Source organism: Nocardia sp. NPDC058640 (assembly GCF_042716995.1).
In the GTDB taxonomy this organism is placed as follows: domain Bacteria; phylum Actinomycetota; class Actinomycetes; order Mycobacteriales; family Mycobacteriaceae; genus Nocardia.
This window is the reverse complement of the sequence record NZ_JBHXRG010000027.1, coordinates 1-26,444: the sequence shown is the minus strand read 5'-3', so window position 1 is coordinate 26,444 and position 26,444 is coordinate 1. Positions and strand designations below refer to the sequence as shown.

Sequence of the window (26,444 nt, the reverse complement as noted above, 5' to 3'; positions counted from 1 at the left end):
TGTGTAACCTGCTGACACAGGTTTACCGCGGCAGTGGCGATGTTTCCTCGCCACTGCCGCGCGGTGGGGTCCAGCAGCGGGATCGAGGGCGCGGTTGTCGCGACGCATCAACGATTCCGAATTCCCTTGCCATTTGTCACAATCGAAGCCCGGACGGCAGATTCACGACCACGGTAGTTTGGGGGCTTGCCCAGTGTGCTGGGTGGGAAGGATTCATCATGGCAGGCGTAACTTCCATCGAACCGTTCTTGACCGTCACCGGTCGACCGGTATCGACCCCGTTGAAGGATGTGCGGACGATCTCCCGCCAGATGGTGCTGCATTTCATCGAGAACGTCGTCCCGTGCGGCACGCTGCCCGGCGAAGCGCTCGACGGCGATGTCACCACGGTCACGCGGGTGTGTCTGGAACTGACCAGGAGCATGCTCGACGGCCGCGACATTCCGGGACGGATGGAGCGCGTGCAGGCCGCCGCCGCCGACTGGGCGCGGGAGGGAATCCCGATCGGCACCATTCACGACGCGGTACACGAAGGCTTCAAACTCGGCTTCGATCTCATCATCACCAATGTCACCAACCACGACTACGACACCGTCGTCGGAGTGACGCGGCGCCTGATGGACGCCCAGAACATGATCACCTCGGCCGTGTCGGTGGCCTACCTGCGGGAACTGCGCTCGGTGAACAGCGAGCACCACACCGCCGTGCACACTTTGACCTCGGCGCTGCTGGGTGGGCAGAGCACCTCGACGATGGCCCGCGAGTGCGGGATCGAAGTCGCCGACCGCTATCACGTGATGGCACTGGAACTGCCCCCGCACGCCGAGGAATTCGACCCCACCGTCGACGCGACAGTGGTGGCCAGACGCAAACTCCGCCGGGTGCAGGCCGAACTGGCCGACCGGTGCGCGGGCAAGGTGCTGTCGCTGCTGAGCGTGGACGGCGGCACGCTGCTGTTGCCGACACACGAGTTCTCCGAAGCGGAGCTGGACGAGTTGATCGTGCGGCTGTCCGCGGCGGCGCAGGTGCCGGTGCGGGCGGTGGCGATGTCGGCGGCACCGGCCGAGATCCCGCGCGCGGCAGAGGAGGTCCACGAGTTGGTCGATATCGTGCACCGGTTGGGCGGTCCGAGCAAGGTGTATCGGCCGCACGAATTGGCCTTCGAATATCAGCTGACCCGCCCCGGCCCCGCGCGTGATTACTTGAGTTCGGTGGTGGATTCGCTGGAAGACCATCCCGAGCTATTACGCACTCTCGAGGTGTACATGTCCACGAATATGCAGCGTTCCAGAACCGCGCGCACCATGTTCATCCACACCAATACCGTCGATTATCGATTGAAGAGAATCGGCCAGTTGACCGGGTTCGACCTCAATGATGTGTCCGGGCTGTGCCATCTGCGTGCGGCGCTATTGATCCGGACCCATCGTGGGTCCGGATCAACGCCGATCTATCCGCGCGAAACCAGTCCGCGCGCCGGCTGATTCACATCGGATACAGCGAGTGCTTGCGCGGGTTGAACTCCGGTGTGACCGGCGGCTTGTCGCGCAGCAGACGCAGGGCGTGCCGGATCTCGAGGCGGGTGCGCGAGGGCTCGATCACCGCGTCGATGTACCCGCGTTCGGCGGCGATCCACGGGGTGGCGATCGTCTCGTTGTACTGGTTGATCATGAATTCCCGTGCGGCAGCGCGGTGTTCGACAGGGACCGCGGCCAATTGGCGTTTGGCGACCAGGTCGACCGCGCTCTCGGCGCCGATCACCGCGATCCGGGCGGTGGGCCAGGCGAAGCTGACGTCGGCACCGACCTGACGGCACCCCATCATCCCGTAGGCGCCGCCGTAGGACTTGCGCACCACCAGGTTGATGATCGGCACGGTGGACTCGATGATCGCGCGCGGCACCCGGCCCCCGCGGATGATCACGCCCGCTTCCTCCTGGTCCAGACCCGGCAGTACGCCGGGGGTGTCGACGACGAAGATCAGCGGGATGTTGAAGGCGTCGCACAGGCGGATGAAATAGGTCGACTTGTCCGAGCAGGCCGCGTCGACCGAACCGCCCAGCACCAGTGGCTGATTGGCGATCACACCAACCGGGTAGCCGTCGACCCGGGCGAACCCGGTGATCAGGTTCGGTGCGAAAGCTGCTCGTATCTCATGGAATTCGCCGTCGTCGAACAGGCGCAGCAACACGTCGTGCATGTCGTAGCCCGCGCGATCGGAATCCGGGATGATCGTCTCGAGTTCCAGGTCGTAGGCGGTGATGTCGGGTTCCAGGCCGGGATTCACGATCGGCGGCTGTTCCAAGCAGCTCGACGGCATGTAGCTGAGGTAGTTGCGGGCCCAGTCGAACGCCTCCTGTTCGGTGTCGGCCACGTGGTGCAGGGTGCCGCGTTTGGCCTGGACCTCCGCACCACCCAGCGCCTCGGCGCTGACATCCTCACCGTTGACGGCCTTGATCACGTCGGGTCCGGTGACGAACATGTACGAATCCTTGGTGCCGATCAGCACGTCGGTATTGATCGGCCCGTACACCGAACCCGCGGCGCACTTGCCGAGAATGATCGACACCTGCGGCACATACCCCGACAGCTTCTCCAGCACCCGGGTCATATCGCCGAACGAGGCGATCGAACCCACGGCATCCTGCACGCGCGCGCCGCCGGAGTCGTTGATCGTCACCACCGGGCACGCGTTCTCGAACGCAAGTCGCAACGCGCGCATGAACTTTCGGGCCGAGGTGACCCCGACCGATCCGCCGTACACGGTCTGATCGTGCGCGATCACCACCACCGGGCGGCCCCCGATCGCCCCGCGACCGGTGACCAGACCGTCGCCGTAGAGGGCGTCGGGCTGATCGGGTTGCCGCGCCAACGCGCCGATCTCGATGAACGTGCCGGGATCCAGCAGCATGTTCAGCCGCTCGCGGACGCTGGGAACGCCCTTCTTCGCCCGCTTGGCCACGGCGGACTCACCGGCGGGTTCCGCGGCGATCGCCAGAATTTCGGCTAGTTCATCGAGCTTCGCCTTGGTTGTTACCACGCTTGTTGCCACCTTCCGACCAACTCTTGTGCTCTGGCGACCGTAGGCGGTCTCGGCGCCGGGCGCCGCGGTTAGCCGATGACACGGGAAAGATCACAGTCTCGACCAGCTATCTCATCGCACTCCCTACAAAGCGCTCACTGGTCGTTGTGTGCTTGCGAGGTCACCGGCCAGATCGGCAGGCGCAGCGCGGCTGTGGCGGTGGCGGGCACGACGGGCGAGGTCGGGGCCACGACGGGGATCCGGCGATACGGCTCGCCCATGGTCGGGCGGGGGTCCGGGTCGCCGTTGTTGGGCCACAGTGCCGCGGCGCGTTCGGCTTGGGCCGCGATCGTCAGTGACGGATTCACGCCCAGGTTGGCCGAGATCGCCGAACCGTCAACGACGCTCAGGCTCGGGTACCCGTGGACGCGGTGGTACGGGTCGATCACGCCGGTGCTCGCGTCGGTGCCGATCACGCAGCCGCCGATGAAATGCGCGGTCATGGGCACATTGAACACGTCGGGCCACGTACTGCCCGGTGTCGCACCGAGTTTCGCGGCCACGTGCCGGGTCGCCTCGTGACCCGGCGGGATCCAGGACGGGTTGGGTTCGCCGAAACCCTGCTTGCTGGTGAATCGGCGACCGAACAGGCCGCGTCGGGTGTAGGTGGTGATCGAATTGTCCAGGCTCTGCATCACCAGCAGCACCAGCGTGCGCTCGCTCCACCGGTTGGTGCGCAGCAACCGCACGGTTTGCACGGGGTGACGGCCGGCGATCAGCAGCACCTGCGACCAGCGCGGCAGGCGTTTGTCGCCGTCGACGAGGTAGGTGTTGAGCAACCCCATGGCGTTGGAGCCCTTGCCGTAGCGCACGGGCTCGACGTGGGTGTTCGGGGTGGGGTGGAACGAGGACGTGATGGCCACGCCCTGGGTGATGTCGACCGCCGGGTCGACCTCGGTGCGGCCCGCGCCGAGGATGGCTTCGGAGTTGGTGCGGGTCAGCACGCCCAGGTGTGGGGAGATCGCGGGAAGTGTTGCGGTGTCGCGCATTCGGAACAGCAGGTGCTGGGTTCCCCAGGTGCCCGCGGCCAGCACGACCTGGCGTGCGGACACGGTGGCGCGGTGTTTGCGGACCCAGCTGCCGGTGCGTTCGGTGTCGACCAGCCAGCTGCCGTCGGATTGCGGGCGGATCGCGGTCACCGTCGTCATCGGCGAAACCTGGGCACCGGCCTTTTCCGCCAGCCCGAGATAGTTCTTGACCAGGGTGTTCTTCGCGCCGTGACGGCAACCGGTCATGCATTCACCGCACTCGATGCACCCCGTGCGCTCGGGTCCGACACCACCGAAATAGGGGTCGGCCGCCTTCTTGCCCGGCTCACCGAAGTACACACCGACCGGGGTGGGAACGAACGTCTCCCCGACGCCCATCTCCTTGGCGACCGCCTCGATGATGATGTCGGCCGGTGTCATGCGCGGGTTGCGCACCACGCCCAGCATCCGCCGCGCCTGGTCGTAATGCGGGCTGAGCTCGGCATCCCAATCGGTGATGTCGGCCCACTGCTTGTCGCCGAAGAACGCCGCACCCGGCTTGTAGAGCGTGTTGGCGTAATTCAGCGACCCGCCACCGACCCCCGCCCCGGCCAGAATGAAACAGTCACGCAACCGATGAATCCGCTGAATCCCATAACACCCCAACCGCGGCGCCCACAGATACCGCCGCATATCCCAGTTGGTAGTCGCGAAATCCGCATCCTCGAACCGCCGACCAGCCTCCAGGACACCGACCCGGTACCCCTTCTCCACCAGCCGCAACGCCGTAACACTGCCACCGAAACCGGACCCGACGATCAACACGTCGTAGTCGTAGGAAGGGGTGGCGTCTGCGCGGGAATCATCTAACACGGACCGACGGTAGAACCTCCCACCGCGATCCGACCAATTCGCCGCGCCCACTGGACTTACTCACGACTGCGAGTGTGGAACTTTGGCATGGATGACAGCGCAGGCCCGCGACCCGCCGCGGACCCCGCATCCCGGTGGTGTTGACTCCTGAGTCCGCAGTGGCCAGGATTGTGGCGGCGCGCGCACAGTGGCGAGCGGGTACGGCGGGGGCCTGGATGCTGGTGATAGCGGTGAGACCGACGTTCGGATCCAGTCGGCGCTTCGAGGTGCGGTGATGGCAACCGGCGGACACCTCGACCGCGACGCATCGCTTCGGCATCGCCAGAGCGACATGAATGTCAACCGGCGAATTGTGCGGATCAGAACGGTCGTCGTGGTCGCGATTGTGCTGTCGTCCTTCGCCGCCTCGGCGGCCCTTCTCTTCGCCATGCGATATCCGGAGATGCGCGACGGAAATTTCTCGGCCTCGGAGAGAACCTTCTTGTCGGTTTCCGCGGCCGCGTCGATGGTATTCGTTCTCGTCGGCGTAGTGGTCTATCGCGATCGAGCCGGTGCGGCCGTCATTCTCGGCGCGCAGGTCGTCTTGTGGATCACCCTGGTCGCCGTTCTTGCCTCGGGCATCGGATTGATGGCTTTCGGGTCCATCCCCGCGATCGGGTGGTTGATGGCGGTCGGCGTCGGATTCGAGTTCACGAGGACGCTGACAGATCCACCCCGGCTCGATCAATTCCGGCGACCGGGCAACCCGATCCACTGACCAGCCCGGATTTGGCTATCACCCGAGCGGATGAACCTCGGTCGGCACGCTGGTGGCGGCCGCCCAGTGCATCAGGCAGTCGCGGGTGTCGAAGTGTCGTACGTCCCCGGCGCCGAGGTCGACAGTGATCCAGCGATTGTTGACGTCGTGGTCGATCCGCTGCCAGCTATCGCAACCATCCCGGTCACAGTGTCGTGCCAAGGCCATCTCAATGCTCCTACTTCGATCTGAAGCAGTCATGGTATATCGGGCCCCGATGTGGTCGGGACCACTGTCGTGAACTGGGCCGACGAAAGCACAACGGCCGGGCTCGGAAGTGAACTCCGAGCCCGGCCGTTGTGGGTCTGTTACGCGGGCAGGCGGGCCTCGATTGCGGCGATGATGCGGGGGCGCAGGTCGGCGACGCTGACGATGGCGTCTACCGAGCCGACCTCGACCGCGCGCTGGATGTTGTGGACGCGGTCGAATTCCGCGGCTACGTCGCCCAGTTTCTCGGCGCGGACCGAGGAGCGGGTTTCGTCGAGTTCGGCGGCCAGGGTGGCGCGGTCGGTGCCCACGGCGTTGGCGGCCTGGGTTTCCAGGTCACGCACGCGGGGGTCGGCGGCGGTTCTGGCGTTGACCTCGCCGGCGAAGACCACTGCGGCGGCGGGGGCGCCGCCCAGGACCGAGGCGAACGAACCTTCCAGGGCCAGCACCGTCATGTTCGGGTTCAGGGCCTTCGAGAAGACCACGAACGCGCCGCCGTGGTAGCGCGAGATCACGCAGAACACGATGGGGCCGTCGAAATTGACGATGGCGCGGCCGATTTCGGCGCCGTACTCGAGTTGCAGTTTGCGCATCGATTCGGGGGAGCCGTCGAAACCGGACAGGTTGGCCAGCACCACCAGCGGACGGTTGCCGCTGGCGGCATTGATGGCCCTGGCGGCCTTCTTCGACGAGCGCGGGAACAGGGTGCCCGCGGTGTAGGTGTCGGGGCCGTCGGTGGACGGGAAGCCGCGTCGGGCCACATTGCGTGACTCGATGCCCAACAGGCACACCGGGATTCCGCCCAGGTGCGCATCGTGCACGACCGCGGTTTCGGCGTCGGCCATGCCTGCCCAGCGTTCCAGGACGGGATGGTCCTGGTCGGCCAGTGCCTTCATGACGGTGCGAATGTCGAAGGGCTTCTTGCGATCCGGGTTGGCCGCGGCGGAGAAGATCTCGCCGACCGTGGCAAACGTGCTGTCGGCCAACACATGCGGGAAGTCCGAGATATCGCGGTCCATCGGGTCGCTGGTCTCCGCGCGACGCGGTGCCTGCTCGCCGGGGGCCACGTACGTGTGGTCGTAGTGCGCCATGAGCACGTCGCGCGCGGCGGACAGGTTCGGTGCCCAGTACTGCGCCTGGCCGTTGGGGCCCATCACGCGGTCGTAGCCGCCGATGCCGAAGTTGTCCTCCGCGGACACACCACCGGAGAAGTCCAGTGACTGCTTGCCGGTGAGCACCATGGCCGAATCCGGGGTCATGATCAGCACGCCCTTGGTGTGCATGAGCATGGTGGCCTCGGCGTTCCAGTACGGCTGCGCGCCGACGTTGATGCCCGCGACCACGATGTTGATCTCGCCGCCGCCCTGGGTGAATTCGACGATGCGCTTGAGCGCGGCCGCCACCCAGTCCATGTTCTCGGTGCCCGACGCCATCGAGATGCGCGCACCCGAGGACAGCGCGTACCACTCGAGCGGCACCTGCAGTTTCTCGGCGAGATCCAGTGCCGCGATCACCCGACGGCATTCCGGTTCCGACAGTGCGCCAAGGGATTTGGTGGGATCGCCCAGCAGCAGCACGCGGGTCACGCCCTGCGGATGCTGGATGGTCGGTGTGGTCACCACACCGGCGACGATCGCGGCCTTGTTGTTCCCCTTGGGCCGCTGCACCGGCACCAGTGCGTGCTCGGCGTCGAGGTCGTATTCGGCGAATTCGCCCAGCAGCGAAGTCAATTCGTACGGGTACACCGTGTTGCGGGCCGCGGCGCGCAGCACCTTCTGACGGTATTCGTCGAGCGGCTCGACCGGCTCGTCGGTGCGTTCGCCCACGGTCACGTCGGTGCCGCCGTCGGGACGCAACGTGATCCGCACGCCGATCTTGGTCAGTTCGCCGGTGTCGGTGTCGCGCTGACGGGCGATGAGCAGGATCTCCTCGAGCCCCGCGCCCGCGGCGGCGGGCAGCACGTGCCCACCGATGGTCTCGAGCTCCGCGCGGGTGACATCCATCGGCGGCCAGATGTACATCACGATGCGGTTGGTGTTCAGCCGCTTGGCATTGGGCATCCGCGACTGGGCCCGACGGATCGAGTCCACGCAGGTGGCGATGGCGGCCTCGGCGGTGGGCAGGGCCACCAGGCGGCCGTCGTGGTCGCGCAGGGCCGCCAGGTCACGGACCTGGGCGAAGGCGATGAAGCGGTCGTCGGACGGGTTGTCCTTGGCCACACCGCGGAACAGGTAGACCTCTTCGTCCGAGGACGGCAGGCGGGTGAGGTCGAACTTGCGCAACCGCTCTAGCTGCATCCGCTGCGCGATGTAGGGGTGCAGACCGCGGATCAGTCGTTCCTCGACCATGCCGGTCACCGAGGGCCGGAAAGTGAAGTGGTGGTGCATGATCGAGCCGCCGCTGCCCGCGACGGTGGCGGTGATCCGGTGCACCTGATTCGGTACCGGGTGCGCGCCGAGCACGGCTTCCAGTGCCGCGGCCATCGCGTCGAAGTCCTCGGGCTGGGCTTCCCAGCTGAGGTAGATGTCGGCGTCGATAGACGAAGCGCCAGTGGCCAATTCGGCCAGCCCGTCCAGCGCGGTGCCGAGCTTGTCGAAACTCACCGCGGTGGACACCAGCAGCGAACCGTAGCGTTGCGCGACCACGAAGGTGGTGTCACCGACCTGGTCGGTGCGCACGTCGGCCAGGCCCTTGTTGCCGTAGTAGCGGCGGGTCAGCACCTCGAGCATCGGGGTGTGATCGGGCTTGTTCCGCTCGAGCCGCTGACCCAGCAAACGCACCAAAGGTTCTGTGCTGCGTACCATTTCGGCGATGCGGGCGGTGCGATCGTCGGCGGTGGGGTTGGCGTCGAGGTAGCTGAGGTGCTTGCGCACGTTGGTGTAGACGCGGGCGCGGTTGCGACGCAGCAGCGGCTGGCCGTACCAGCCGTAGACCAGGCCGCGAGCCAGGTCGGCGATCACCGGGAAACGCACCTGCGTGGCGGCGACCAGGCGTTCGAGCGCCAGGCCGACGGGCTCGCGCAGCACCTGGTCGGGCATCGGCTCGGTCAGCCATTCGCGCAGCAGCGCGGTGACCACGGTGACGGTGTCGGTGGGGCGCTGCTGGGCCAGGAAGATCCGGAAGACCGCCGCTTCCAGGTCGGGCGAACGGTCCAGCTCGGTGATGCCGTAATGCCGCAGTGCCGCACCGAGTTTGGCCTGGTAGGCCTGCGGCAGTCCGGCCCGTTCGACGTCGAGGCTCTGCAGGTAGGTGTGGAAGTGTTCGCGAGCGCTGTGGACGTGACCCTGGCCGTGATCGTCGTCGGCGGCCCGGTTGTGGCTCAGTTCGGCCAGGTCGGCGAACATCTGCACCAGTTCGAGCTCTTCGGCCAGCGGTCGCAGGTTGTCGGCGACGGCTTCGCGGCGGGCGGTGAGGTAGTCGTCGAGCACGCGGTGGTCGTCGTGCGGGTCCACGTCGAAGCCCAGCAGCAGACTGCTCAGGTCCTGTAGCCCGCGGGCCACGCGTTCGTGCGCGCGCAACGGCGATGTCTGACTGGGCAAGTCGAGTTCGACGGTGCCGGTGGCCACGGTCTCGACGGCTTCGTCACCGTCCTCGGCCAGGGGTTCCAGGCGCATCAGCGGCGCGCCCGCTTCGACCTGGCTGCCGACCGAAACCGTGCATTCCTTCAACCGTGCGCGGAACGGTGCGCGCAGCACCGTTTCCATCTTCATGCTCTCGAGCACCAGCAGCGGCGCCCCGGCCTCGACCTCGGCACCGACTTCCAGGGGTGTGCCGACGACCAGCGCGGGCGCGGGGGAGCGGACCACGCCGCCTTCGTCGCGGCTGATCCGGTGGGTCACGCCGTCGACGTCGACCACGTGGGTGGGTCCGTGGGTGCCGGTGATCAGGCGGTAGCGGGTGCCGTTGACCACGATCTGGCCGGTGTGGTCGTCGAAACGTTCGAGATCGACATCGGCGGTGCGCAGGTCGCCACCGGCTTCGATACCCACCCGGAACCGGTGCGCGCCGATCCGGGCCACCCGCACGCGATAGCTCGCGCCGCGCAGCTTCAGATCCAGGGGCCGTCCCGATTCGTGCTGCACCTGCGGACGCCCACCGGACGCGGTGGACAGCAGCCGGTGCCGTTCGGCGCGCTCGTCCTCTTCGTAGGCGTCGATCGCGGCCACGGCCAGCGCGACGGTGGAGTGCCGGTGCGTGACCAGGCGGCCTTCGTTGCGCACCCGGTCGATCCAGCCGGTGTCGGCGCTGGCGTCGATGACCTCGGGCTGGTCGAGCAGGTCGAGCACGAAACTCTTGTTGGTCGCGCCGCCTTCGATGACGACTCGGGTCTGCGCCATGGCTCGGCGCAGGCGGCCGAGCGCTTCGTTACGGTCGCGACCGTAGGCGATGATCTTGGCGATCATCGAGTCGAAGTCTGCGGGAATGGTGTCGCCCTGGCTCACGCCGGTGTCGACGCGAATACCGGGGCCCGCGGGCAGATCCAGGCGCACGATGCGACCGGGGGCGGGCGCGAAGTCGCGGTCGGGGTCCTCGGCGTTGAGCCGGGCTTCGATGGCGTGGCCGCGCTCGGCGGGCGGCTCACCCTCGAGCCGACCACCCGAGGCCACGTGCAGCTGCGCGTGCACCAGATCGAAACCGGTGGTGAGCTCGGTGATCGGGTGCTCGACCTGCAGGCGGGTGTTGACCTCGAGGAACGCGAACAGCTGGTCACCGGGGTGGTACAGGAACTCCACGGTCGCCGCGCCGCAGTACCCGACCGCGATCGCCAGTCGTTCGGCGGAGGCCTTCAGCTCAGCGGTCTGTTGCGCGCTCAGCACGGGGGAGGACGATTCCTCGATCACCTTCTGATTGCGGCGCTGCACCGAGCAGTCGCGCACGCCGAGCGCCCATGCGGTGCCTTGACCGTCGGCGATGACCTGGACTTCGACGTGCCGTGCACCGGTGACCAGGCGTTCGAGGAACACCACGCCACTGCCGAACGCGCGCGCGGCTTCCTGCTTGGTGCGCTCGTAGGCGTCGACCAGTTCGGCTTCGTTGGTGATCACGCGGATGCCGCGACCGCCACCACCGGCGGTGGCCTTCAGCATCAGCGGGTAGCCGATTCCGGTGGCTGCTTCGATGGCGTCTTCGACGGTGTCGACCGCGCCGCGGCTCCAGGGCGCGACCGGGACGCCGACTTCCTCGGCGATGAGCTTGGCGCCGATCTTGTCACCGAGCTTGCGCATCGCGTCGGCGCTGGGCCCCACGAAGGTGACCCCGATGTGCTCGCACAGTTCGGCGAACGCGGGATCTTCGGCGACGAAGCCCCAGCCCACCCAGGCGGCGTCGGCCTTGGTGGCCAGCAGTGCCTTCTCCAGGGCCTTGAGGTCCAGGTACGGTCGCGCCGAGGCCGGACCGAGGTCGTAGGCGATGTCGGCTTCGCGGACGAAGGTGGCGTTCCGGTCGACGTCGGTGTGCAGCGCGACGGTTTCGATCGGTAGCCCGGTCGCCGCCGCCAGATCACGGACGGCATGGATGAGGCGCATGGCGGCCTCGCCCCGATTCACGATGGCGATACGGCTGAACACTGCCCGACTCCTTCCATTCCCCGAGGGACATCGTCCTTCGGGTGAGGTTTGCAACTCCCGGTCCGTGCGCAGTCTGCACCCCCGTGCCTCATATAGAAACACCGAGACGGGGTTACCGGCACGTAGCCGGACACTGTCGGCCGCGCAGCACCCTACAACCTCGATGCGACAGGCAGTCGCGGAAACGGTCAGATCCCCCAAGCAAGTGGACGGTCGAGGTCTGCGGTCCCCGACCATCCACTTACCCGCAGATCGTATCAATCATGTTGACCGACAACACATTCGAAGTGACATCAGTCTCGTTCGGGCTCCTTCACCGGGCGCACCCGCACCACCTGCCCGGACTCGAACGCACCGCCCTCGGCCAGCACCCGCATCTCGACATCGGTGACTTGCAGAGCGGGCGCTGTCGCCAGCGTCGAGCCGGCCTTCCGACCACCTCCGATCATGTTGAACACGATGTTGAGCACCACCGCGACGATGGCAGTGGTGCTGATGCCGGAGTGGAAGATCGTTTCGAACCAGCTCGGGAAGCGGTGCCAGAAGTCGGTTTTCACCACGGGAATCAGTCCGGCGCCGATCGCGATGGCGACCACGATCAGATTGTTGGTCCCGTCGTAGGCGACCTTGCCCAGGGTGCGGATGCCGCTGGCGGCCACGGTGCCGAACAGGGCGATGCCGGCACCGCCGAGTACCGCGGTCGGGATCATCCCCACGACCGCCGACGCGATCGGCGACAGGCCCAGCACCAGCAGCACCGCGCCGCCCGCCGCGACGGCGAAACGGGATTTGATGCCGGTGATCGCGACCAGGCCCACGTTCTGCGCGAACGCGGTCGCGGGGAAGCTGTTGAACACCGGCGACAGAGCCGAGGAGGCGAGGTCGGCGCGCAGGCCGTCACCCACGCGTCGCGAGTCGACCTCGGTGCCGACGACTTCGCCCACCGCGAGCACGTCCGCGGTCGTCTCGACCATGATCACCAGGATCGCGATGGTCATCGACACGATCGCGCCGATCTCGAACAGCGGCATCCCGAAGGCGAACGGTTGCGGCACCGCGACGATGCCCGCGCTGCCGATGGCCGAGGTGGACACCTTGCCGAACGCGGCGGCCACGAGCGTGCCGATGACAAGGCCGAGCAGGATCGCCATGCGCGCGAGCTTGCGCGACTTGGCCAGCAGCACAATGGCACCCAGCGTGAAGAACGCCAGCCCGATGTCGCCCGGATTGAGATAGTCGGGGTTCGGGGTGGCGGTGCCGTTGACCATGGTCGTCTTCTGCCCGGTGATCCAGCCCGCGGCCACCGGCATCAGCGACAGGCCGATGACGGTGATCACCGAACCGGTGACCACCGCGGGGAAGAACCGCAGCATCCGGCCGAAGATCGGCACGAGGAGGAAACCGATCACCGACGCGACGATCACCGCGCCGTACACCGTGCGCAGGCCGTCGCGTCCGTCGGTGCCGATGATCGCCAGCATCGTGGCCACGGTCGCGAACGAGACACCTTGCACCAGGGGAAGTTTGGACCCCAGATAGGGCAGGCCGAGGGTTTGCAGCAGGGTGGCCGCACCGCCGACGAACAGACAGCACGAGACCAGCAGCACCTTGTCCGCGGCCGACAGTTGTGCGGCGCTGCCGATGATCAGCGGCACCGCGATGACACCGCCGAACATGGCGAGGATGTGCTGCAGTCCGTAACCGAATGTGGTTGCCAGGGGCAGCTTTTCGTCTTCGGGTCGAGCCGGTGTGGTCATGATGATCTCCGTTGATCGGTGAGTCCGTGCCTTTCAGAGTGCGTCAGATCCGGCCCGGTTCGAGCCAGAACGTGACAGTTGCCTTCGCGAACGGTCAGGATGGACAGATGTCGAGACGGGAACTCGTGGTGTTGGGCACGGCCGGGGCGGTGCCTACGCGACGGCGCAACCACAACGGGTATCTGCTGCGGTGGGACGGGCAGGCGGTGCTGTTCGATCCCGGCGAGGGCACGCAACGGCAGATGTCGCACGCGGGGGCGTCGGCCACCGAACTGCACTGGGTGTGTGTGACGCACTTTCACGGGGATCATTCGCTCGGGGTGCCCGGAATCGTGCAGCGACTGGGGCGTGACGGGGTGCCGCACGATGTGCACGCGGTGTTTCCCGCCGACGGGGCCGAATACTGGGAGCGGCTCAAGTTCGCGACCAGCTATTACGGGTCGGCACCGCTGGTGGAGCATCCGATCATCGGTGACGGAGAGACGTTGCAGGGCAACGGTTTCACGCTCACAGCGCTGCCGCTGGACCACAGCATCGCCACCTACGGCTACCGACTCGTCGAACCGGACGGGCGCACATTTCTGCCCGAAAAGCTTCGCGCGCATGGCATTTCCGGTGCGGCGGTCCGGGAATTGAGCGGGCCGCTGCTGGAGGAGTGCTCGGTGCCAAGACCCGGTCAGAAGGTCGCGTTCGTGATGGATACACGATTGTGCGACAACGTGTTCGCGCTCGCCGAGGGCGTGGACATGCTGATCATCGAATCCACGTTCCTGGATTCCGAGGAAGAACAGGCGCGCGAACGTGGCCACCTCACCGCACGGCAGGCCGGTGAAGTAGCCCGCGCGTGCGGCGTGCGAACCCTGGTTCTGACGCATTTCTCCGAGCGGTATACCGAAAACGACGACCCGCTGTTCCTCGAACAGGCAGGGTTCCCCGGCGCGGTTCTCGCCCATGATCTGGACCGCATCCCGCTGCCCGCTCGCCGAGCGAACTGATTGGTTTGCCGGTTTGGGGGCATGCCCAGGACAGGACGGTGTCGTCCTCGAAAGGAGCGTGCGCGCGATGAATCAGGCAGAAAAACAGTTCCCCGATAACGCTCGGACCACGCGGACACACGCGGGGGAGTCGATCAGAGACGCGCGGAACTGGCCCGGACTGGTGCTGTGCGCCGTCGGGTTGGTGCTGGTGGCGGCGACCCTCACCGCGGCCGGATACGGGTTCGCGGGCTGGGCCGTGATCGCCGGGGTGGCGTGCGTTTTGTGCCTGGTGGTCGGAGTCTGGCTCGTGGTCGCGGAGCATCGGCGGGTGAGGGAGAACGACCTCGCCCTGCACGAACCGCGGGACCGCTGAGGTGGTGGTGATCAGGGGGCCGCGTGTGTACCGACCGCAGGCCGATACCTGGTTACTGGCTCGCGCGTTGCGGGAGGTGCCCACCCTGCGTGGTGGGCGCGTGCTCGACGTGTGCGCGGGCACGGGTGCGCTGACGTTGGCCGCGGCCGCCGCGGGGGCGGGGAGTCTGACCGCGGTCGACCTGTCGTGGTCGGCGTTGGCGTCGACCTGGATGAATTGTCGGCTGCGCGGGGTCGCGGTGGAACTGTTGCACGGCGATTTCGCGTCGGCGCTGCGGTTGCCGCGGTTCGACGTGGTGGTGGCCAACCCGCCGTATGTTCCCGCCGAACAGGCGGCGGGTCGCGGGGCGGCGCTGGCGTGGGATGCGGGGCCCGATGGGCGCAGTGTGCTGGATCGGTTGTGCGCGATGCTGCCGGATCTGCTCACCGACCGCGGCGTGGGCCTGATCGTGCACTCGGCGGTCAGCGACCCGGACCGCAGTTTGAGTCAGCTGCGTGAGCTGGGTGCGAACGCGCAGGTGGTGGCGACCGGGACGGTGCCGTTCGGGCCGGTGATGCGGGCGCGTGCCGCGTGGTTGGCGGCGAACGGGTTCATTCGGCCGGGTCAGCGCGAGGAGGAATTGGTGGTGATCCGTGTCGACCGAACCACGTCCCCCGTCGTCGCCGACCCCGCGTGAGGGGGCCCCGCCGAGGTCGACCCAGCTGACTGCCCCCGTCCTGCCGCTGGTCGAGTCGACCCAGAGTGAGCCGCGCCGTGTCGTGCTCACCGACGACGGCCCCGCGCTCATCGACGGGCCGATCGATCTGGTGACCGCCGACGGCGAAGTCCTGCACTGCGACCGTTTCGTCGTGGCTTTATGTCTGTGCCGCCGGTCCAGCACCTACCCGCTGTGCGACACCAGCCACCGCCGCCGTCATCGAAGGAGCACTGACCGATGACCCGTCGACTACCCGACCCGCGCGGCGAGCTTTCCGCCGCGGTGATCGAATTGCTCACGCGCCCACCGGGTTCCACCGTCCCACCGGTCCGCGAACTGGACCCGTACGGCGAAGACCTACACCTGACCCTGCACACCTGCTACGAACTGCACTACCAGGGCTTCACCGCCGTCGACGAGAACTGGGAATGGGACCCCGACCTGCTACGCCTGCGCCGCGACCTGGAAATTCAGTTCCGCACAGCCCTGCGTGCCGACGTCGCAGGCGGCGACAACGTCGACGAAGAACTCGACCTGCTCCTCGAACCCACCAGCGACACCGACGGTATCGCCGGCTTCCTCGCCGACCAGGGCACCCCCGACCACCTGCGCGAATACTTCGCCCACCGCTCGATCTACCACCACATCGAAGCCGACCCGTACGCCTGGGTGATCCCGCGCCTACGCGGCCAACCCAAAGCGTCGCTGGTGGCAGTGGAGTTCGACGAGTTCGGCGGCGGCCGAGGCGAACGCGTGCACGCCCAACTGTTCGCCGACCTGCTCGCGGGCGCCGACCTCGAACCGGCCTACCTGCACTACCTCGACAACATCCCCGCCCCGATGCTCGCGCTGGTGAACATGATGTCGCTGTTCGGCCTGCATCGCGACCTACGCGGCGCCCTGGTCGGCCATTTCGCCACCGCCGAGATCACCTCCTCGCCGGCCTCGCGCCGCCTGGCCAGCCTCGCCCGCACCCTGCTCCCGCACCCCGCGTGCGCGCATTTCTACACCGAGCACGTGGAAGCCGATGCCGTGCACGAACAGGTGATGCGCCGCGATGTCATCGCCGGGCTGCTGGCCGCCGAACCCGAACAAGCAGGCCCGATCGTGTTCGGCATCCAGGCCACGAACCTGCTGGAAGATCGCTTCGCCGAACATGTTCTGCGTTCTTGGAACGACAATAGAAGTTCGCTGCGCGTGCCGCTCAGTGCACTCGCCGCACCTGCGTGAAGGTGATCGACACCGGGTAACCGCCCAGGTCGCGATCGTAGGGGTCGTGGTCGGCGACGAGGTGGTCGGTGATCGACGACATCACTTGCCAGCCGAAACCGGTCGTATCGACCGGGTCTGTGTCGCCGCAGACCGCGCGCACGCTGGTGCGGATGCGGAACCCGTCGGCGATCACGTCGCAGTGCAGTGCCGAGTCGGGCACCGCGCCGAGGATCAGGCAGGTCGCCGCCTCATCGAGCGCCACTCGGGTGTCGGCTACTTCGTCGACCGCGAAACCCGCGATCAACGCCACGGTCTCGGCGACCGCGCGGAGCATGACGATCTGCTCCAGATCGGCGTCGATCTGGATCTGAATCGCTGTCGCGTGTTCGGAGTCTGTGATGAGCCGGTCGCTCGAATCCATGAGGTCCTCCTCCCTGGCGTTGCGCCGGAGTTGGCTTCATGCAGCGCTTACCCCGGATCAGGGGGAGCGAAACAGCTCGTCAGTCGGGTTCGTATCCCGATGCCTCGTCCACGGACCGGTAATACCGGAACAGTGGACGCACACCGACCAGATCCAGGGCGCGTTCCACCTCGCGGGTACCGGTGAGCAGTCGCAGGTCGACACCGTGCGCGCACGCCTGCGCTTTGGCCACCCCCAGCTGCGCGGCGACGCGGATGCTGAGGAATTCGGTATCGCGCAGATCCAGGATGACCACGCGCGCACCGGAGCGCAGTGCGCGTTCCAGCAGTGCGGCGAAGCGGGGCATGCGCGCCGCGTCGAGTTCGATTCCGGCGTGCAGAACCCAGCAGCCGGGGCGTTGCGCATCGCGCAGGGCCAGTTGGGCAGCGGCGTGCACCGACGATCCGCGGTACCAGCGCAACCGGCTGGAGTGCCGACGATCCATCACGACAGACATAGAGCCTCCTGTGCGACAGGGCAATTCCGGTTCGCACGACCGAAGGCCATTGGCCGACAGTCACGGGCGCCTGGTGCGGGGTGCACGAGAACCGGGGTCGGCTGGAGGTCTCAACCTAGGACAATTCTGGCACGTATGGGCGCTGCTGTCACTGCGCGGGTGGTCACGGTGCGGGTGTCGGCTCCGCGAGTGCCTGTTCTCGCAGCAGGGCAAGCGTGCGGGACAGGATCCGCGAGACCTGCATCTGGGACACCCCGAGTTCGTCGGCGATCTGGCCCTGCGTCTTGGACTCGTAAAAACGCATGATCAGCACGCGCCGCTCCTCGTCGGGCAGCGCCGCGATCAGCGGTCGCACCGCCATCGCGTCCTCGGTGAGCTGGTAGCAGGGCTCGTCCGCGCCCAACGTTTCGGCGATCGGTTGGGTGGAATTGTCGCGACCGTCGTGGGTGACACCGTCGATGGAGTTGGTCTGGTAGCCGTTGCTCGCCACCAGCGCGCGGGTGACTTCGACCAGGTCCACGTCGAGTTCGTCGGCGAGCTCGCGCGCGTTGGGCAGGCGACCCAGCCGCTGGGACAGTTCCTCGGTGGCGGGGCCGATCCGCAGCTGGATCTCCTTGAGCCGGCGCGGCACGCGCACCGCCCAGGTGCGGTCGCGGAAGTGCCTGCGCACCTCGCCCATGATCGTGGGGATGGCGAACGACAGGAACGACGAGCCGCGCGCGACGTCGTACCGATCGACGGCCAGCACGAGGCCGACTCGGGCGGTTTGCGCGAGGTCGTCGAACTGTTCGCCGCGGCCGTTGAACTTGCGCGCGATGTGGTCGGCCAGTGGCAGACACAGTTCGATGATGTGGGCGCGCAGGGTGTCGAGTTCGTCGCCCGGCGGCAGCGCGCGCAGCTTCTCGAACCAGGGTTCGATGTTGTCGTAGCTGTCGCCGTGTGAGTGTGATCGCCGGGCGGTCGGTTGGTGTGTTGCGGTCGTCATCACCGTGTGCCTCGCTTTCTGGGCGATTGCGGGTGTGATCACGGGGTACCCACGGGCACCCAGGGGCATGCCCTACTGACGAGACTAACCGCGGATCGTCAGGAGGCGGCGGGTCCGTGCAGCCGTCGGATCCAGCCGAATTCCACGGTGGTCGGGTAGCCGTCGCGGGCGGGGTCGAAGCTGCCGTAATCGGTGCGCAAGGCGTCGGTGAGCGTGGCGACCACATGCCAGCCGAAGGAGTTCTCGTCGATGGCGGCGGGCTCGCGTGCCAGCGCGCTCACGCGGGCGCCCAGTGCGCCGTCGCCGCCGGTGAACGAGCAGTCCAGCTGCGATTCCGGGGCCGCGACCAGCATCAACGCGGTGGCCACTTCGTCCAGTGCCAGCAGCAGGTCGGTGACTTCGTCGAGTGCGAAACCGTTCACCAGCAGCACGGTTTCGGCCAGGGCGTGCACCATGGACAGCTGGTCCAGTTCGGCGGGCACCTGGAATCCGACGGTTCTCGAGCGGGGAGCGGTGTCGCGATCTCGAGCTCGCACGCCACCTCCCTCGTTCCACAACCGTTGTCCGAGGTTACCCCGTAACCATCGGGTCACGCCTGCGGCTCATTTCGACTGTCATTTCGGGTCGTTGCCGGTGGATTCCGGTTCGCCCGGTCGCTTGCCACGGGATTTGCGCATCACCAGAACCGTCGCGACCAGCACGATCAGCGCCAAAACCAGCAAAATCTCCATGTTCGGCGCTTACCCCACCCGCGGCCGCCGAACCGCTGTTTGCCCGGCGAATTACGCGGTAGTCCCTCGGGGAGCGTTGTTGACGTTTCCGCGACTTTCTCGAATGCGACGAAGGGATGACGAAAACCGATGAACCAGCCCCGTATTCCCGCCGAGTTCACCAGCCCGCCGACCCCGCCCGACGAGGACGCGGCAACGCCGTGCGAGCAGGCGGGACCCGCCCCGGATCAGGAAGGCCCCGCGCTGCGCAGCCCCACCGGCGCCCCGATTCCCGGTGACGCGAACCTGCGCGCACAGCAGGGCGGTCGGCTGACCACCCCGCAGGGGGCGGGCGTGGCCGACACCGATCACGCGCTCAAGGCGGGACCGCGCGGGCCGACGCTGCTGCAGGACTTCCACCTGCGCGAGAAGATCACCCACTTCGACCACGAACGCATTCCCGAGCGGGCCGTGCACGCGCGCGGAACCGGCGCGCACGGTGTGTTCGTCGCCAACGGTGCCGCCGCGTCGCTGACCCGCGCGAAGTTCCTCGCCGCCGACGCCAGCACCCCGGTGTTCGTGCGGTTCTCGACGGTCCTGGGTTCGCGCGGTTCCGCCGATACCGTGCGTGACACCCGCGGTTTCGCGGTGAAGTTCTACACCGGCGAAGGCGTGTACGACCTGGTCGGCAACAACATTCCGGTGTTCTTCATCCAGGAAGCGATCAAATTCCCCGACGTGATCCACGCCGGAAAGCCCGAACCCGACCGCGAGATCCCGCAGGCGCAATCCGCGCACGACACCTTCTGGGATTTCGTCACCCTGCACACCGAGGCCACCGCGCACACCTTCTGGAATATGTCCGACCGGGCACTGCCACGGTCATTGCGGATGATGGAAGGCTTCGGCATCCACACCTTCCGGCTGGTCGCCGAAGACGGCTCGACGAGCCTGGTGAAGTTCCACTGGAAGCCGCGGCTCGGCGTGCATTCGATGCTGTGGGAGGAATGTCAGCTCACCGCCGGTTTCGATCCCGACTTCCATCGCCGGGACCTGGCCGACGCGATCGCCGCTGGTACGGCACCGGAATGGGATTTCGGTATCCAGGTTTTCCCGGATACACCCGACCACCTGTTCGAGGGAATTGATCTGCTCGATCCGACGAAGCTGGTCCCCGAAGAACTCGCGCCCGTGCAAACCATCGGTACGCTGCGTCTGACCGCGAATCCGGAGAACTTCTTCGCCGAAACCGAACAGGTCGCGTTCTGCCCGACGCACCTGGTCCCCGGCATCGAGGTCACCGACGATCCGCTGCTGCAGGGCCGGTTGTTCTCCTACCTCGACACCCAGATCAGCAGGCTCGGCGGCCCGAATTTCACTCAGCTGCCGATCAACACCCCGCACGCCGATGTCAACGATCTGTTCCGCGACGGAATGCACCAGACCGCGGTGCATCCGGGAGTTGTTGCCTACAAACCGAATTCGCTGGCAGGCGGTTGTCCTTACGCCGCGAGTTTCGCGGGCGAGGCTTACGTGGAATCGCCGACACCCATTCCGCCGCCGACCGCGAAACTGCGCACGTCCGCCAATAGTGAAGGCGCCGTATCGTTCTCCGACCATTACTCGCAACCGCGCATGTTCTATCGCAGTCTGACCCCCGGCGAACAGCAGCACGTCGCCGACGCGTTCTCGTTCGAACTCGGAAAGTGCCTGTCCGAGGCGATCCAGAAACGCGGATTGCAGATGCTGGTCAATGTCGACGACGGGCTGGCCGATTATGTCGCGGGCCAACTCGGTCTCGAGAAGCCGGCACCGAACGCGCAACCCGTTGACCTCGCACCGAGCTCCGCGTTGTCACAACGACACGGCAGCTTCCCGGTGGACGGGCGTGTGGTCGCGGTGCTGGTGGACGGCTCGACCGATGCTGCGGCGGTGCAACAGGTTTCGAGCGACTTGGAGGCCGCGCAAGTCACGCCGATGCTGGTGGCCCCGCACGGCGGCTTCATCGACGGTGAACCGGTGGCCCGCACCTTCGCCACGATGCGCTCGGTCGAATTCGACGGCGTGATCGCGCTGGCCGCTCCGGCCGACCCTCGCGTCGATCTGCTGGTGCAGGAGATGTGGCGGCACGGCAAAGCGATCGCCGCGGTCGACAGCGCCGCAACGGTGTCGCAGCGCAACGACATCGACGCGCAAGCCCCGGGCATCACCGTCGCCGATGCCGGGGCCGCGACCACCGCGCTGCTCACCGACCTGGGCGAACACCGTGCGTGGGCGCGGATCGAGCGCTCCTGATCCGCTAGCCGACGGTGTCGACCTGGGCCCCCTCGTGTGCGGTCAACAGCACATGGTCCAGTCGGGTTCGCAATCGAACCTCGTTGTCCGCCACCGTCGGCAGCGCGGCCACCACATTGTCCGCGATCACCCGCAACTTCACATTGGTCTCCTGTGAACGCCAGCGCAGCACCCGGAACGCCTGCTCGGCGCTGACCCCATAGGCCAGCATCAACGCGCCCTTGGCCTGCTCGATCGCCACCCGGGCCTCGAGCAGGCCGGGCAGGGTGGTGTCCAGGGCCTCGCGTCGGTACTCGGCGGCGGTGTCGGACAGGTCGATGTAATAGCCCTCGGTGCCGATCGCGGTGCCGTCCACATCGTTGAGCGGTTCCGACACCACCAGCACGTCACGCACCCGGCCGCTGGTGTCGATGATGCGGTGGTGGCTGGAGAACGCGCCGCTGTCCTCCACCGAGGTGATCATCGCCGCGACCCGGTCGCGATCGTCGGGATGCTTGTGCGACAACAACATCTCGGTCGTGGGCACCGTGCCCGACGGGTAGCCGTGCATCCGCGCCACCTCGTCGGACCACTCCCATTGCCGGGTGGCGAACCGGAACCGGAACCGGCCGACTGTCAGCGGATCGCCCACTCCGATCACGCGCTCGACAAGAGCACGCTGCGCCATGGATACGTCGTTCCGTTCGGTCATGGGTCTGATTATTCACGTCCCACGTCGGCACACCGGCGATCGTCATAACCGTGCTCCGGTTGGCATCAGATCCGTCACAAATAGTGACAGCGCCGGGCCTGCGTGCTCAAATGTACGAACCAGCCGACCTTGAGCCACCAGGGTCAGCCGGAGCAGCATCGTTGCTGCCGGTGCCGAGGATTCGAGAAGTCTCGTGAACACCCAATTCAGCGCACAACTGCGCACCGAACTCACCCTTCACCATGCGGCGACCGTGCTGCATGTGCACGGCGAGATCGACGCGTACACGCTGCCCCAGTGGCGCGACATCCTCGACGACGCCATGGCGGCCGAGGGGGACAACGGTCACCTGGTGATCGACATCAGGGAAGTCACCTTCATGTCGTGCCGCGCGATCATGGAAATGGCCACTCGCGCCCAACAGGGCCGGGTGCGCCTGAGCGTGGTGAACCCGGTTGCCGGAGTGACCGACCGGATCATCGCCGCGGCCGGCCTCACCGAGTGGCTACCCGTTTTCACCAGCCGCACCCGAGCCCTGTCCGCGACCGTTCCCACCCTGCCCGTGCACCCGTCCGCGCGGTCGTCGACCCCGCCGCCGTCGTCGATGACGGCCTAACACCGCAGGTCCCGCACCATTTTCGAGTCGGATACCCACGTCGCAAAAAATCTATGGTGGCGGGTGTAGACATTCTCGACGAGCGTGTGTACAGTCGCTGGAGTACGAACAAGAGAGTCCGAGAAGCCAGGCAGGTGAACTGCCTGGAGCACGAAGATCCACCGTTCCTTCGGCGGAGAAGAGGATCCGGTGTAGTAGGCCGGACCGTCGCAGGAATGACGAAGCACAACCGCAAGACGAACAACCGCAAGATGAATACAGCAAGGTGAACGAAACATCGTGAGTAGGACTGGTCGACCAGGAGGTGGTGGGTCTCTGAAAAGTCACTTACCGTTGAAGTCAATCCCTCATCCGTAAATCTCAGGCCCCGGCGCACAATGCGCCGGGGCCTTCCGACGTTGAATCACGAGAGGTGCTGTGCAGCAACCGAACATGAACACCACCGACGGCCTCAGCGCCGCCGACAAACTCGACGACGACGACTACCCCGCCTACAGCATGGGGCGAGCCGCCGAAATCCTCGACGTCACCCAGGCCTTCCTGCGCGCCCTCGACGCCGCCGAACTACTCATCCCCCAACGCTCCTCGGGCGGCCACCGCCGCTACTCCCGCTACCAGCTGCGCATCGCGGGCCGAGTCCGCGAACTGGTCGACGCGGGCAATTCCCTGGAATCCGCGTGCCGCATCGTCATCCTGGAAGACCAACTCGCCGAAGCCCAGCGCATCAACGCGGGGTTGCAGCACGCGCTGGACAACCGATCTTCTGAACACCCGTCCACGAACTGACCGTCGTCGGATCTGCGGCTGGAACCCGGATTACTCTGATCCGGGTTCAGGTGTTCGCCGCGGCCAGGATAGGGAGCAATTTCTTGGCGCCGACCATGTGGTTCTGCCCTGCAAGTACCCGGTGGGTCGAACCGGGAACGGCGTCGGCCAGGGCGCGGGCCACCTGATGCAGTTCGGGCGGACTCTTCTCGCCGACCACGATCTGCACCGGCACCTCGATCCCGGCGAAGCGCTCGACCGGCGGCCGGTCTTCGGTGATGGCGATGTCGTACATCAACGTCGGCGCGAGAGCCTTCATCGTCTTCCACCCCGGAAACAACGGCAGCAACCCGACAAACACACCCGGCATCCCGATTCCCTTCAGGAAAACCTTCAGCGCACGCCCGTTCTCGCCTCCGTCGACCAGGACCCGAACCTTCTCCGCCAATTCGGCGTAGGAAACCCGCTCGACCTCGTCGTGCACATACGAAGCGTCATAGGCCACCACGCGATCGACTTTCTCCGGCATCCGTAGCGCAGCCTCGAGCGCCAACGCCGCCCCCGACGAATGCCCATAGAGAATGGCGCGCCCGCCAGCGGCATCGACAACAGCTTCGATGTCCTCGACTTCCCGCTCGACCGAATACGGCAGGTTGTCCCCACTGTCCCCACGCCCGCGCCGGTCGTAGTTGTAGACGGTGAACTCCGTGGAAAACACCTTCGCGTCGGCCGCGATCGGCCGAAACCTCCGGAAGCACGTGGCACCGGTGATGTAGACCAGCGCCGGTCCGTCCCCGGAGACGTCATAAGCAATCTCCGTGCCATCCTTCGATATCGCAGTCATCATCGTCACGCTCCCTGTGGATACCGGTCAGCCCCTACCGATAAGACGCCACCGCCCTGTGAAACTCATCGGTCTCGGCGTCCGAGGTCGTGCCGGGTGAGCAACGGCGGCCGTGATCGGTCGGGCGTGTGCTCGTGGTGTGGGTGCTACATTCCGCGAATGTGCTTCGTAGCAAAGGGTATCGGGGGGATCGGCCTTGTGGTGGCGGTCGTGGTCGCCAGTGGTTGTGCTTCGCGGACGCCGGTCGCGGCCTACACGCCGACGTCCAGTCCCGTCACCACGATCACTGATCCCGCGGCCAATCCGAACTTCAAAAATGTCGGCGTCGGGCCGTATCGCGCCCGCGGGCCGGTGAATGTCGGTGAAGGGCCGCGCAGTGTTGTCGTCGATCCGGGGTTGCAGCAGGCGTATGTCGCCAACAGTGACCACACCGTCACGATCCTGGACACCCGCAGTCAGTCGGTGAAGGACAAGTTCGAGGTGGACGAGGCATTCGTCGGTGGTCCCCAGTCGATCGCGGTCGACCTGGCGACACACCTGATCTACGTGATCGATCATGGCCCGGCGGAAAAACTGTTGGTGGTGGACCCGGCCACCAACACAGTGACTGCCCGCATCTTCACCGGCGACGAGAACGATCACCGGGCTGTCGCCGTCGATTCCGATCGCCACGTCGTCTACGTCGCGAACGACTACTACGGGACGGTCACTGCGATCGACACCCGAACCCACGCCGTGCTGGCCACGATCCGGGTCGGTCCTGAGGCTGTCGCCCTGGCGGTTGACCCAGGTAGCCATCGCCTATGGGTGGCCCACGGACGCAATGTCTCCGTCGTCGATCCGGTCACGTTCGCGGTGGTAACCACGGTCGAAGTGGGTACCGACCCGCAAGATATCGACATCGACCCCGGCACGAACACTGCCTTCGTCACCGATGCCACTGGGAATTCGAATTCGGTGTTTGTCATTGATACCAAAACTATGGTCGTGGACAAGATCTCGTTGGGTCAGGAACCGTCGTTCGCGGTGGCGGTCGATCCGACCACGCATACCGCGTACCTCACCTCCAGTGCGTTCAGCAGCATTACGATGATCGACACCAGGACCCGCACGGTCATCGCGTCTCGCCGAGCCTCGGCCGACGCAATCGGCAGGCACGACACGATGGGGATCGCGGTGGACACCACGTACCACGGGGTCTATGTCACCCACGGTGCGGACGCCGAAACCATCGACGTCCTCGTGCCTGAGTGACTGCCGAACCCGACGAGCGGTGGACGCGATCAGGTTGATTGTTAGCCGTACGAACGGACTGGTGGTGGGTTAGCGTGGCCCGAAGCTCGATTGGCAACATGGAGGTTCGGCGTTGAAAAGCTCAGGTGTGGTTGGCTGCCACTGGCAAGTTCGGGTGGTCGGTGGCGATTTTGGCCGCCGCACTGGCTGTGTCGACGGCGCCCGCTGCCGTTGCTGAACCCTCTGCTGGTGGTCTCGACTTTTATTCTCCTGCACCGGAATTGGTGGCGGGTGAGCATGGATCGGTAATTTGTTCGCGGCCGACTGTGGGGGAGCCGGGGTTGCCGGGGGCGCGTAATTATCTGGTGCTGTATCGGTCGGTGGATTTGCAGGGGCGGCCGGTGGCGGTGTCGGGCACGCTTGCGGTTCCTGAGGGGATGCGCCTGCGGGTGGGTGGCCGTTGATTTCGTGGGCGCACGGCACTACCGGCACTGCCGATGTGTGTGCGCCGTCGCGGGATACGGGGGCGGGGTTTCCCGCGCATGACTACACCTCGTTGACCAGGAAACGTAGCGCGCAAGCCCGGTCCTTCAGGGCCGGGTCAGCGCATCAACTTCGGCCTTCCCGGGGCACGGGGCGGCCGTTGCTGCTGCTCGATGTACTGCCTCACGACAGAGATCGGCGCGCCACCGCAGGACGCGGCCAAGTAACTGGGACTCCACAGATGCCCGTTCATGCTGTGCTGGTCCACCCAGTACCGATACTGGTCACGAAGGCGGCGAGCCGACACCCCCTTGAGGCTGTTCACCAGCCTCGACACCGCGACCTTGGGCGCGTACTCCACCAGCAGGTGCACATGGTCGGTTTCGCCGTTGAATTC

Annotated in this window: 23 protein-coding genes; 11 read left to right on the top strand and 12 right to left on the bottom strand. The window is 66.4% G+C overall.

The window, feature by feature from the left end:
* Positions 1–218: 218 nt before the first annotated feature.
* Complete coding sequence (locus ACFWU5_RS23220; protein ID WP_379268803.1) at positions 219–1,484, top strand: PucR family transcriptional regulator; 1,266 nt, start codon at positions 219–221, stop codon at positions 1,482–1,484.
* Between the two features lies 1 nt (position 1,485).
* On the opposite strand, the gene ACFWU5_RS23215 is transcribed toward ACFWU5_RS23220, so the two are convergent.
* Both ACFWU5_RS23215 and ACFWU5_RS23210 read right to left on the bottom strand, forming a co-directional pair.
* On the bottom strand, positions 1,486–3,039 hold the full coding sequence (locus ACFWU5_RS23215; protein ID WP_379268801.1) for an acyl-CoA carboxylase subunit beta: 1,554 nt from the start codon (positions 3,037–3,039) through the stop codon (positions 1,486–1,488).
* Between the two features lie 137 nt (positions 3,040–3,176).
* Positions 3,177–4,922: an FAD-dependent oxidoreductase gene (locus ACFWU5_RS23210; RefSeq protein WP_379268799.1), complete on the bottom strand. Its 1,746-nt coding sequence runs from the start codon at positions 4,920–4,922 to the stop codon at positions 3,177–3,179.
* Positions 4,923–5,196: 274 nt separating this feature from the next.
* Here ACFWU5_RS23210 and ACFWU5_RS23205 point away from each other — a divergent pair, with 274 nt between their 5' ends.
* Positions 5,197–5,679 (top strand): hypothetical protein, encoded by a 483-nt coding sequence (locus tag ACFWU5_RS23205; RefSeq protein WP_379268797.1) that lies wholly within the window; start codon positions 5,197–5,199, stop codon positions 5,677–5,679.
* An 18-nt stretch (positions 5,680–5,697) separates the two neighbouring features.
* Here the strand turns inward: ACFWU5_RS23205 and ACFWU5_RS23200 are convergent, their stop codons facing one another.
* The 3 genes from ACFWU5_RS23200 to ACFWU5_RS23190 all read right to left on the bottom strand — a co-directional run bounded on the left by ACFWU5_RS23200 (position 5,698) and on the right by ACFWU5_RS23190 (position 13,249).
* Complete coding sequence (locus tag ACFWU5_RS23200) at positions 5,698–5,886, bottom strand: hypothetical protein (protein WP_379245663.1); 189 nt, start codon at positions 5,884–5,886, stop codon at positions 5,698–5,700.
* A 140-nt stretch (positions 5,887–6,026) separates the two neighbouring features.
* The gene (locus ACFWU5_RS23195) at positions 6,027–11,492 is read right to left on the bottom strand and encodes a carboxyl transferase domain-containing protein (RefSeq protein ID WP_379268796.1); all 5,466 of its coding nucleotides are present in this window, start codon (positions 11,490–11,492) and stop codon (positions 6,027–6,029) included.
* A gap of 293 nt (positions 11,493–11,785) precedes the next feature.
* Entirely contained in the window at positions 11,786–13,249 is a 1,464-nt protein-coding gene (locus ACFWU5_RS23190) for a nucleobase:cation symporter-2 family protein (RefSeq protein ID WP_379268794.1), read from the bottom strand.
* A 107-nt stretch (positions 13,250–13,356) separates the two neighbouring features.
* Between ACFWU5_RS23190 and ACFWU5_RS23185 the strand changes: the two genes are divergently transcribed.
* The 5 genes from ACFWU5_RS23185 (at position 13,357) to ACFWU5_RS23165 (ending at position 16,526) form a co-directional block, all read left to right on the top strand.
* Entirely contained in the window at positions 13,357–14,244 is an 888-nt protein-coding gene (locus ACFWU5_RS23185) for a ribonuclease Z (RefSeq protein ID WP_379268792.1), read from the top strand.
* A 67-nt stretch (positions 14,245–14,311) separates the two neighbouring features.
* The gene (locus tag ACFWU5_RS23180) at positions 14,312–14,599 is read left to right on the top strand and encodes a hypothetical protein (RefSeq protein WP_379268790.1); all 288 of its coding nucleotides are present in this window, start codon (positions 14,312–14,314) and stop codon (positions 14,597–14,599) included.
* A gap of 25 nt (positions 14,600–14,624) precedes the next feature.
* The gene (locus ACFWU5_RS23175) at positions 14,625–15,275 is read left to right on the top strand and encodes a HemK2/MTQ2 family protein methyltransferase (RefSeq protein ID WP_379268788.1); all 651 of its coding nucleotides are present in this window, start codon (positions 14,625–14,627) and stop codon (positions 15,273–15,275) included.
* A complete protein-coding gene (locus ACFWU5_RS23170; RefSeq protein WP_379245647.1) occupies positions 15,232–15,537 on the top strand; it encodes a CDGSH iron-sulfur domain-containing protein in 306 nt (101 codons plus the stop codon). The genes ACFWU5_RS23175 and ACFWU5_RS23170 overlap by 44 nt, the downstream gene beginning before the upstream one ends.
* Positions 15,534–16,526: an iron-containing redox enzyme family protein gene (locus tag ACFWU5_RS23165; protein WP_379268786.1), complete on the top strand. Its 993-nt coding sequence runs from the start codon at positions 15,534–15,536 to the stop codon at positions 16,524–16,526. The genes ACFWU5_RS23170 and ACFWU5_RS23165 overlap by 4 nt, the downstream gene beginning before the upstream one ends.
* Here ACFWU5_RS23165 and ACFWU5_RS23160 read toward each other — a convergent pair.
* The 4 genes from ACFWU5_RS23160 to ACFWU5_RS23145 all read right to left on the bottom strand — a co-directional run bounded on the left by ACFWU5_RS23160 (position 16,501) and on the right by ACFWU5_RS23145 (position 18,946).
* Positions 16,501–16,929, bottom strand: coding sequence for an anti-sigma factor (locus ACFWU5_RS23160; RefSeq protein ID WP_379268784.1), 429 nt, complete (start codon positions 16,927–16,929; stop codon positions 16,501–16,503). The genes ACFWU5_RS23165 and ACFWU5_RS23160 overlap by 26 nt on opposite strands.
* 79 nt (positions 16,930–17,008) lie before the next feature.
* Positions 17,009–17,425: an STAS domain-containing protein gene (locus ACFWU5_RS23155; RefSeq protein WP_379268782.1), complete on the bottom strand. Its 417-nt coding sequence runs from the start codon at positions 17,423–17,425 to the stop codon at positions 17,009–17,011.
* 163 nt (positions 17,426–17,588) lie between these two features.
* Positions 17,589–18,410, bottom strand: a complete 822-nt coding sequence (locus tag ACFWU5_RS23150) for an RNA polymerase sigma factor SigF (RefSeq protein ID WP_379245640.1) — start codon at positions 18,408–18,410, stop codon at positions 17,589–17,591.
* Between the two features lie 98 nt (positions 18,411–18,508).
* On the bottom strand, positions 18,509–18,946 hold the full coding sequence (locus tag ACFWU5_RS23145) for an anti-sigma factor (protein WP_379245638.1): 438 nt from the start codon (positions 18,944–18,946) through the stop codon (positions 18,509–18,511).
* A gap of 324 nt (positions 18,947–19,270) precedes the next feature.
* Here ACFWU5_RS23145 and ACFWU5_RS23140 point away from each other — a divergent pair, with 324 nt between their 5' ends.
* Positions 19,271–21,415 (top strand): catalase, encoded by a 2,145-nt coding sequence (locus tag ACFWU5_RS23140; protein WP_379268781.1) that lies wholly within the window; start codon positions 19,271–19,273, stop codon positions 21,413–21,415.
* A gap of 4 nt (positions 21,416–21,419) precedes the next feature.
* Here the strand turns inward: ACFWU5_RS23140 and ACFWU5_RS23135 are convergent, their stop codons facing one another.
* The gene (locus tag ACFWU5_RS23135; RefSeq protein ID WP_379268779.1) at positions 21,420–22,106 is read right to left on the bottom strand and encodes a PAS and ANTAR domain-containing protein; all 687 of its coding nucleotides are present in this window, start codon (positions 22,104–22,106) and stop codon (positions 21,420–21,422) included.
* A gap of 193 nt (positions 22,107–22,299) precedes the next feature.
* Here ACFWU5_RS23135 and ACFWU5_RS23130 point away from each other — a divergent pair, with 193 nt between their 5' ends.
* Positions 22,300–22,722 (top strand): anti-sigma factor antagonist, encoded by a 423-nt coding sequence (locus tag ACFWU5_RS23130; RefSeq protein ID WP_379268777.1) that lies wholly within the window; start codon positions 22,300–22,302, stop codon positions 22,720–22,722.
* 498 nt (positions 22,723–23,220) lie between these two features.
* Complete coding sequence (locus ACFWU5_RS23125; RefSeq protein ID WP_379245762.1) at positions 23,221–23,508, top strand: MerR family transcriptional regulator; 288 nt, start codon at positions 23,221–23,223, stop codon at positions 23,506–23,508.
* Between the two features lie 46 nt (positions 23,509–23,554).
* Here the strand turns inward: ACFWU5_RS23125 and ACFWU5_RS23120 are convergent, their stop codons facing one another.
* The gene (locus tag ACFWU5_RS23120; protein ID WP_379268775.1) at positions 23,555–24,331 is read right to left on the bottom strand and encodes an alpha/beta fold hydrolase; all 777 of its coding nucleotides are present in this window, start codon (positions 24,329–24,331) and stop codon (positions 23,555–23,557) included.
* 159 nt (positions 24,332–24,490) lie between these two features.
* Here ACFWU5_RS23120 and ACFWU5_RS23115 point away from each other — a divergent pair, with 159 nt between their 5' ends.
* Positions 24,491–25,585 carry a YncE family protein gene (locus ACFWU5_RS23115; RefSeq protein ID WP_379268773.1) on the top strand — a complete coding sequence of 365 codons (1,095 nt, stop codon included), beginning with the start codon at positions 24,491–24,493 and terminating at the stop codon, positions 25,583–25,585.
* Between the two features lie 580 nt (positions 25,586–26,165).
* Here ACFWU5_RS23115 and tnpA read toward each other — a convergent pair.
* Positions 26,166–26,444, bottom strand: a 279-nt coding sequence (gene tnpA / locus ACFWU5_RS23110) for an IS200/IS605 family transposase (RefSeq protein ID WP_379268771.1), incomplete at its 5' end; no start/stop codon positions are given.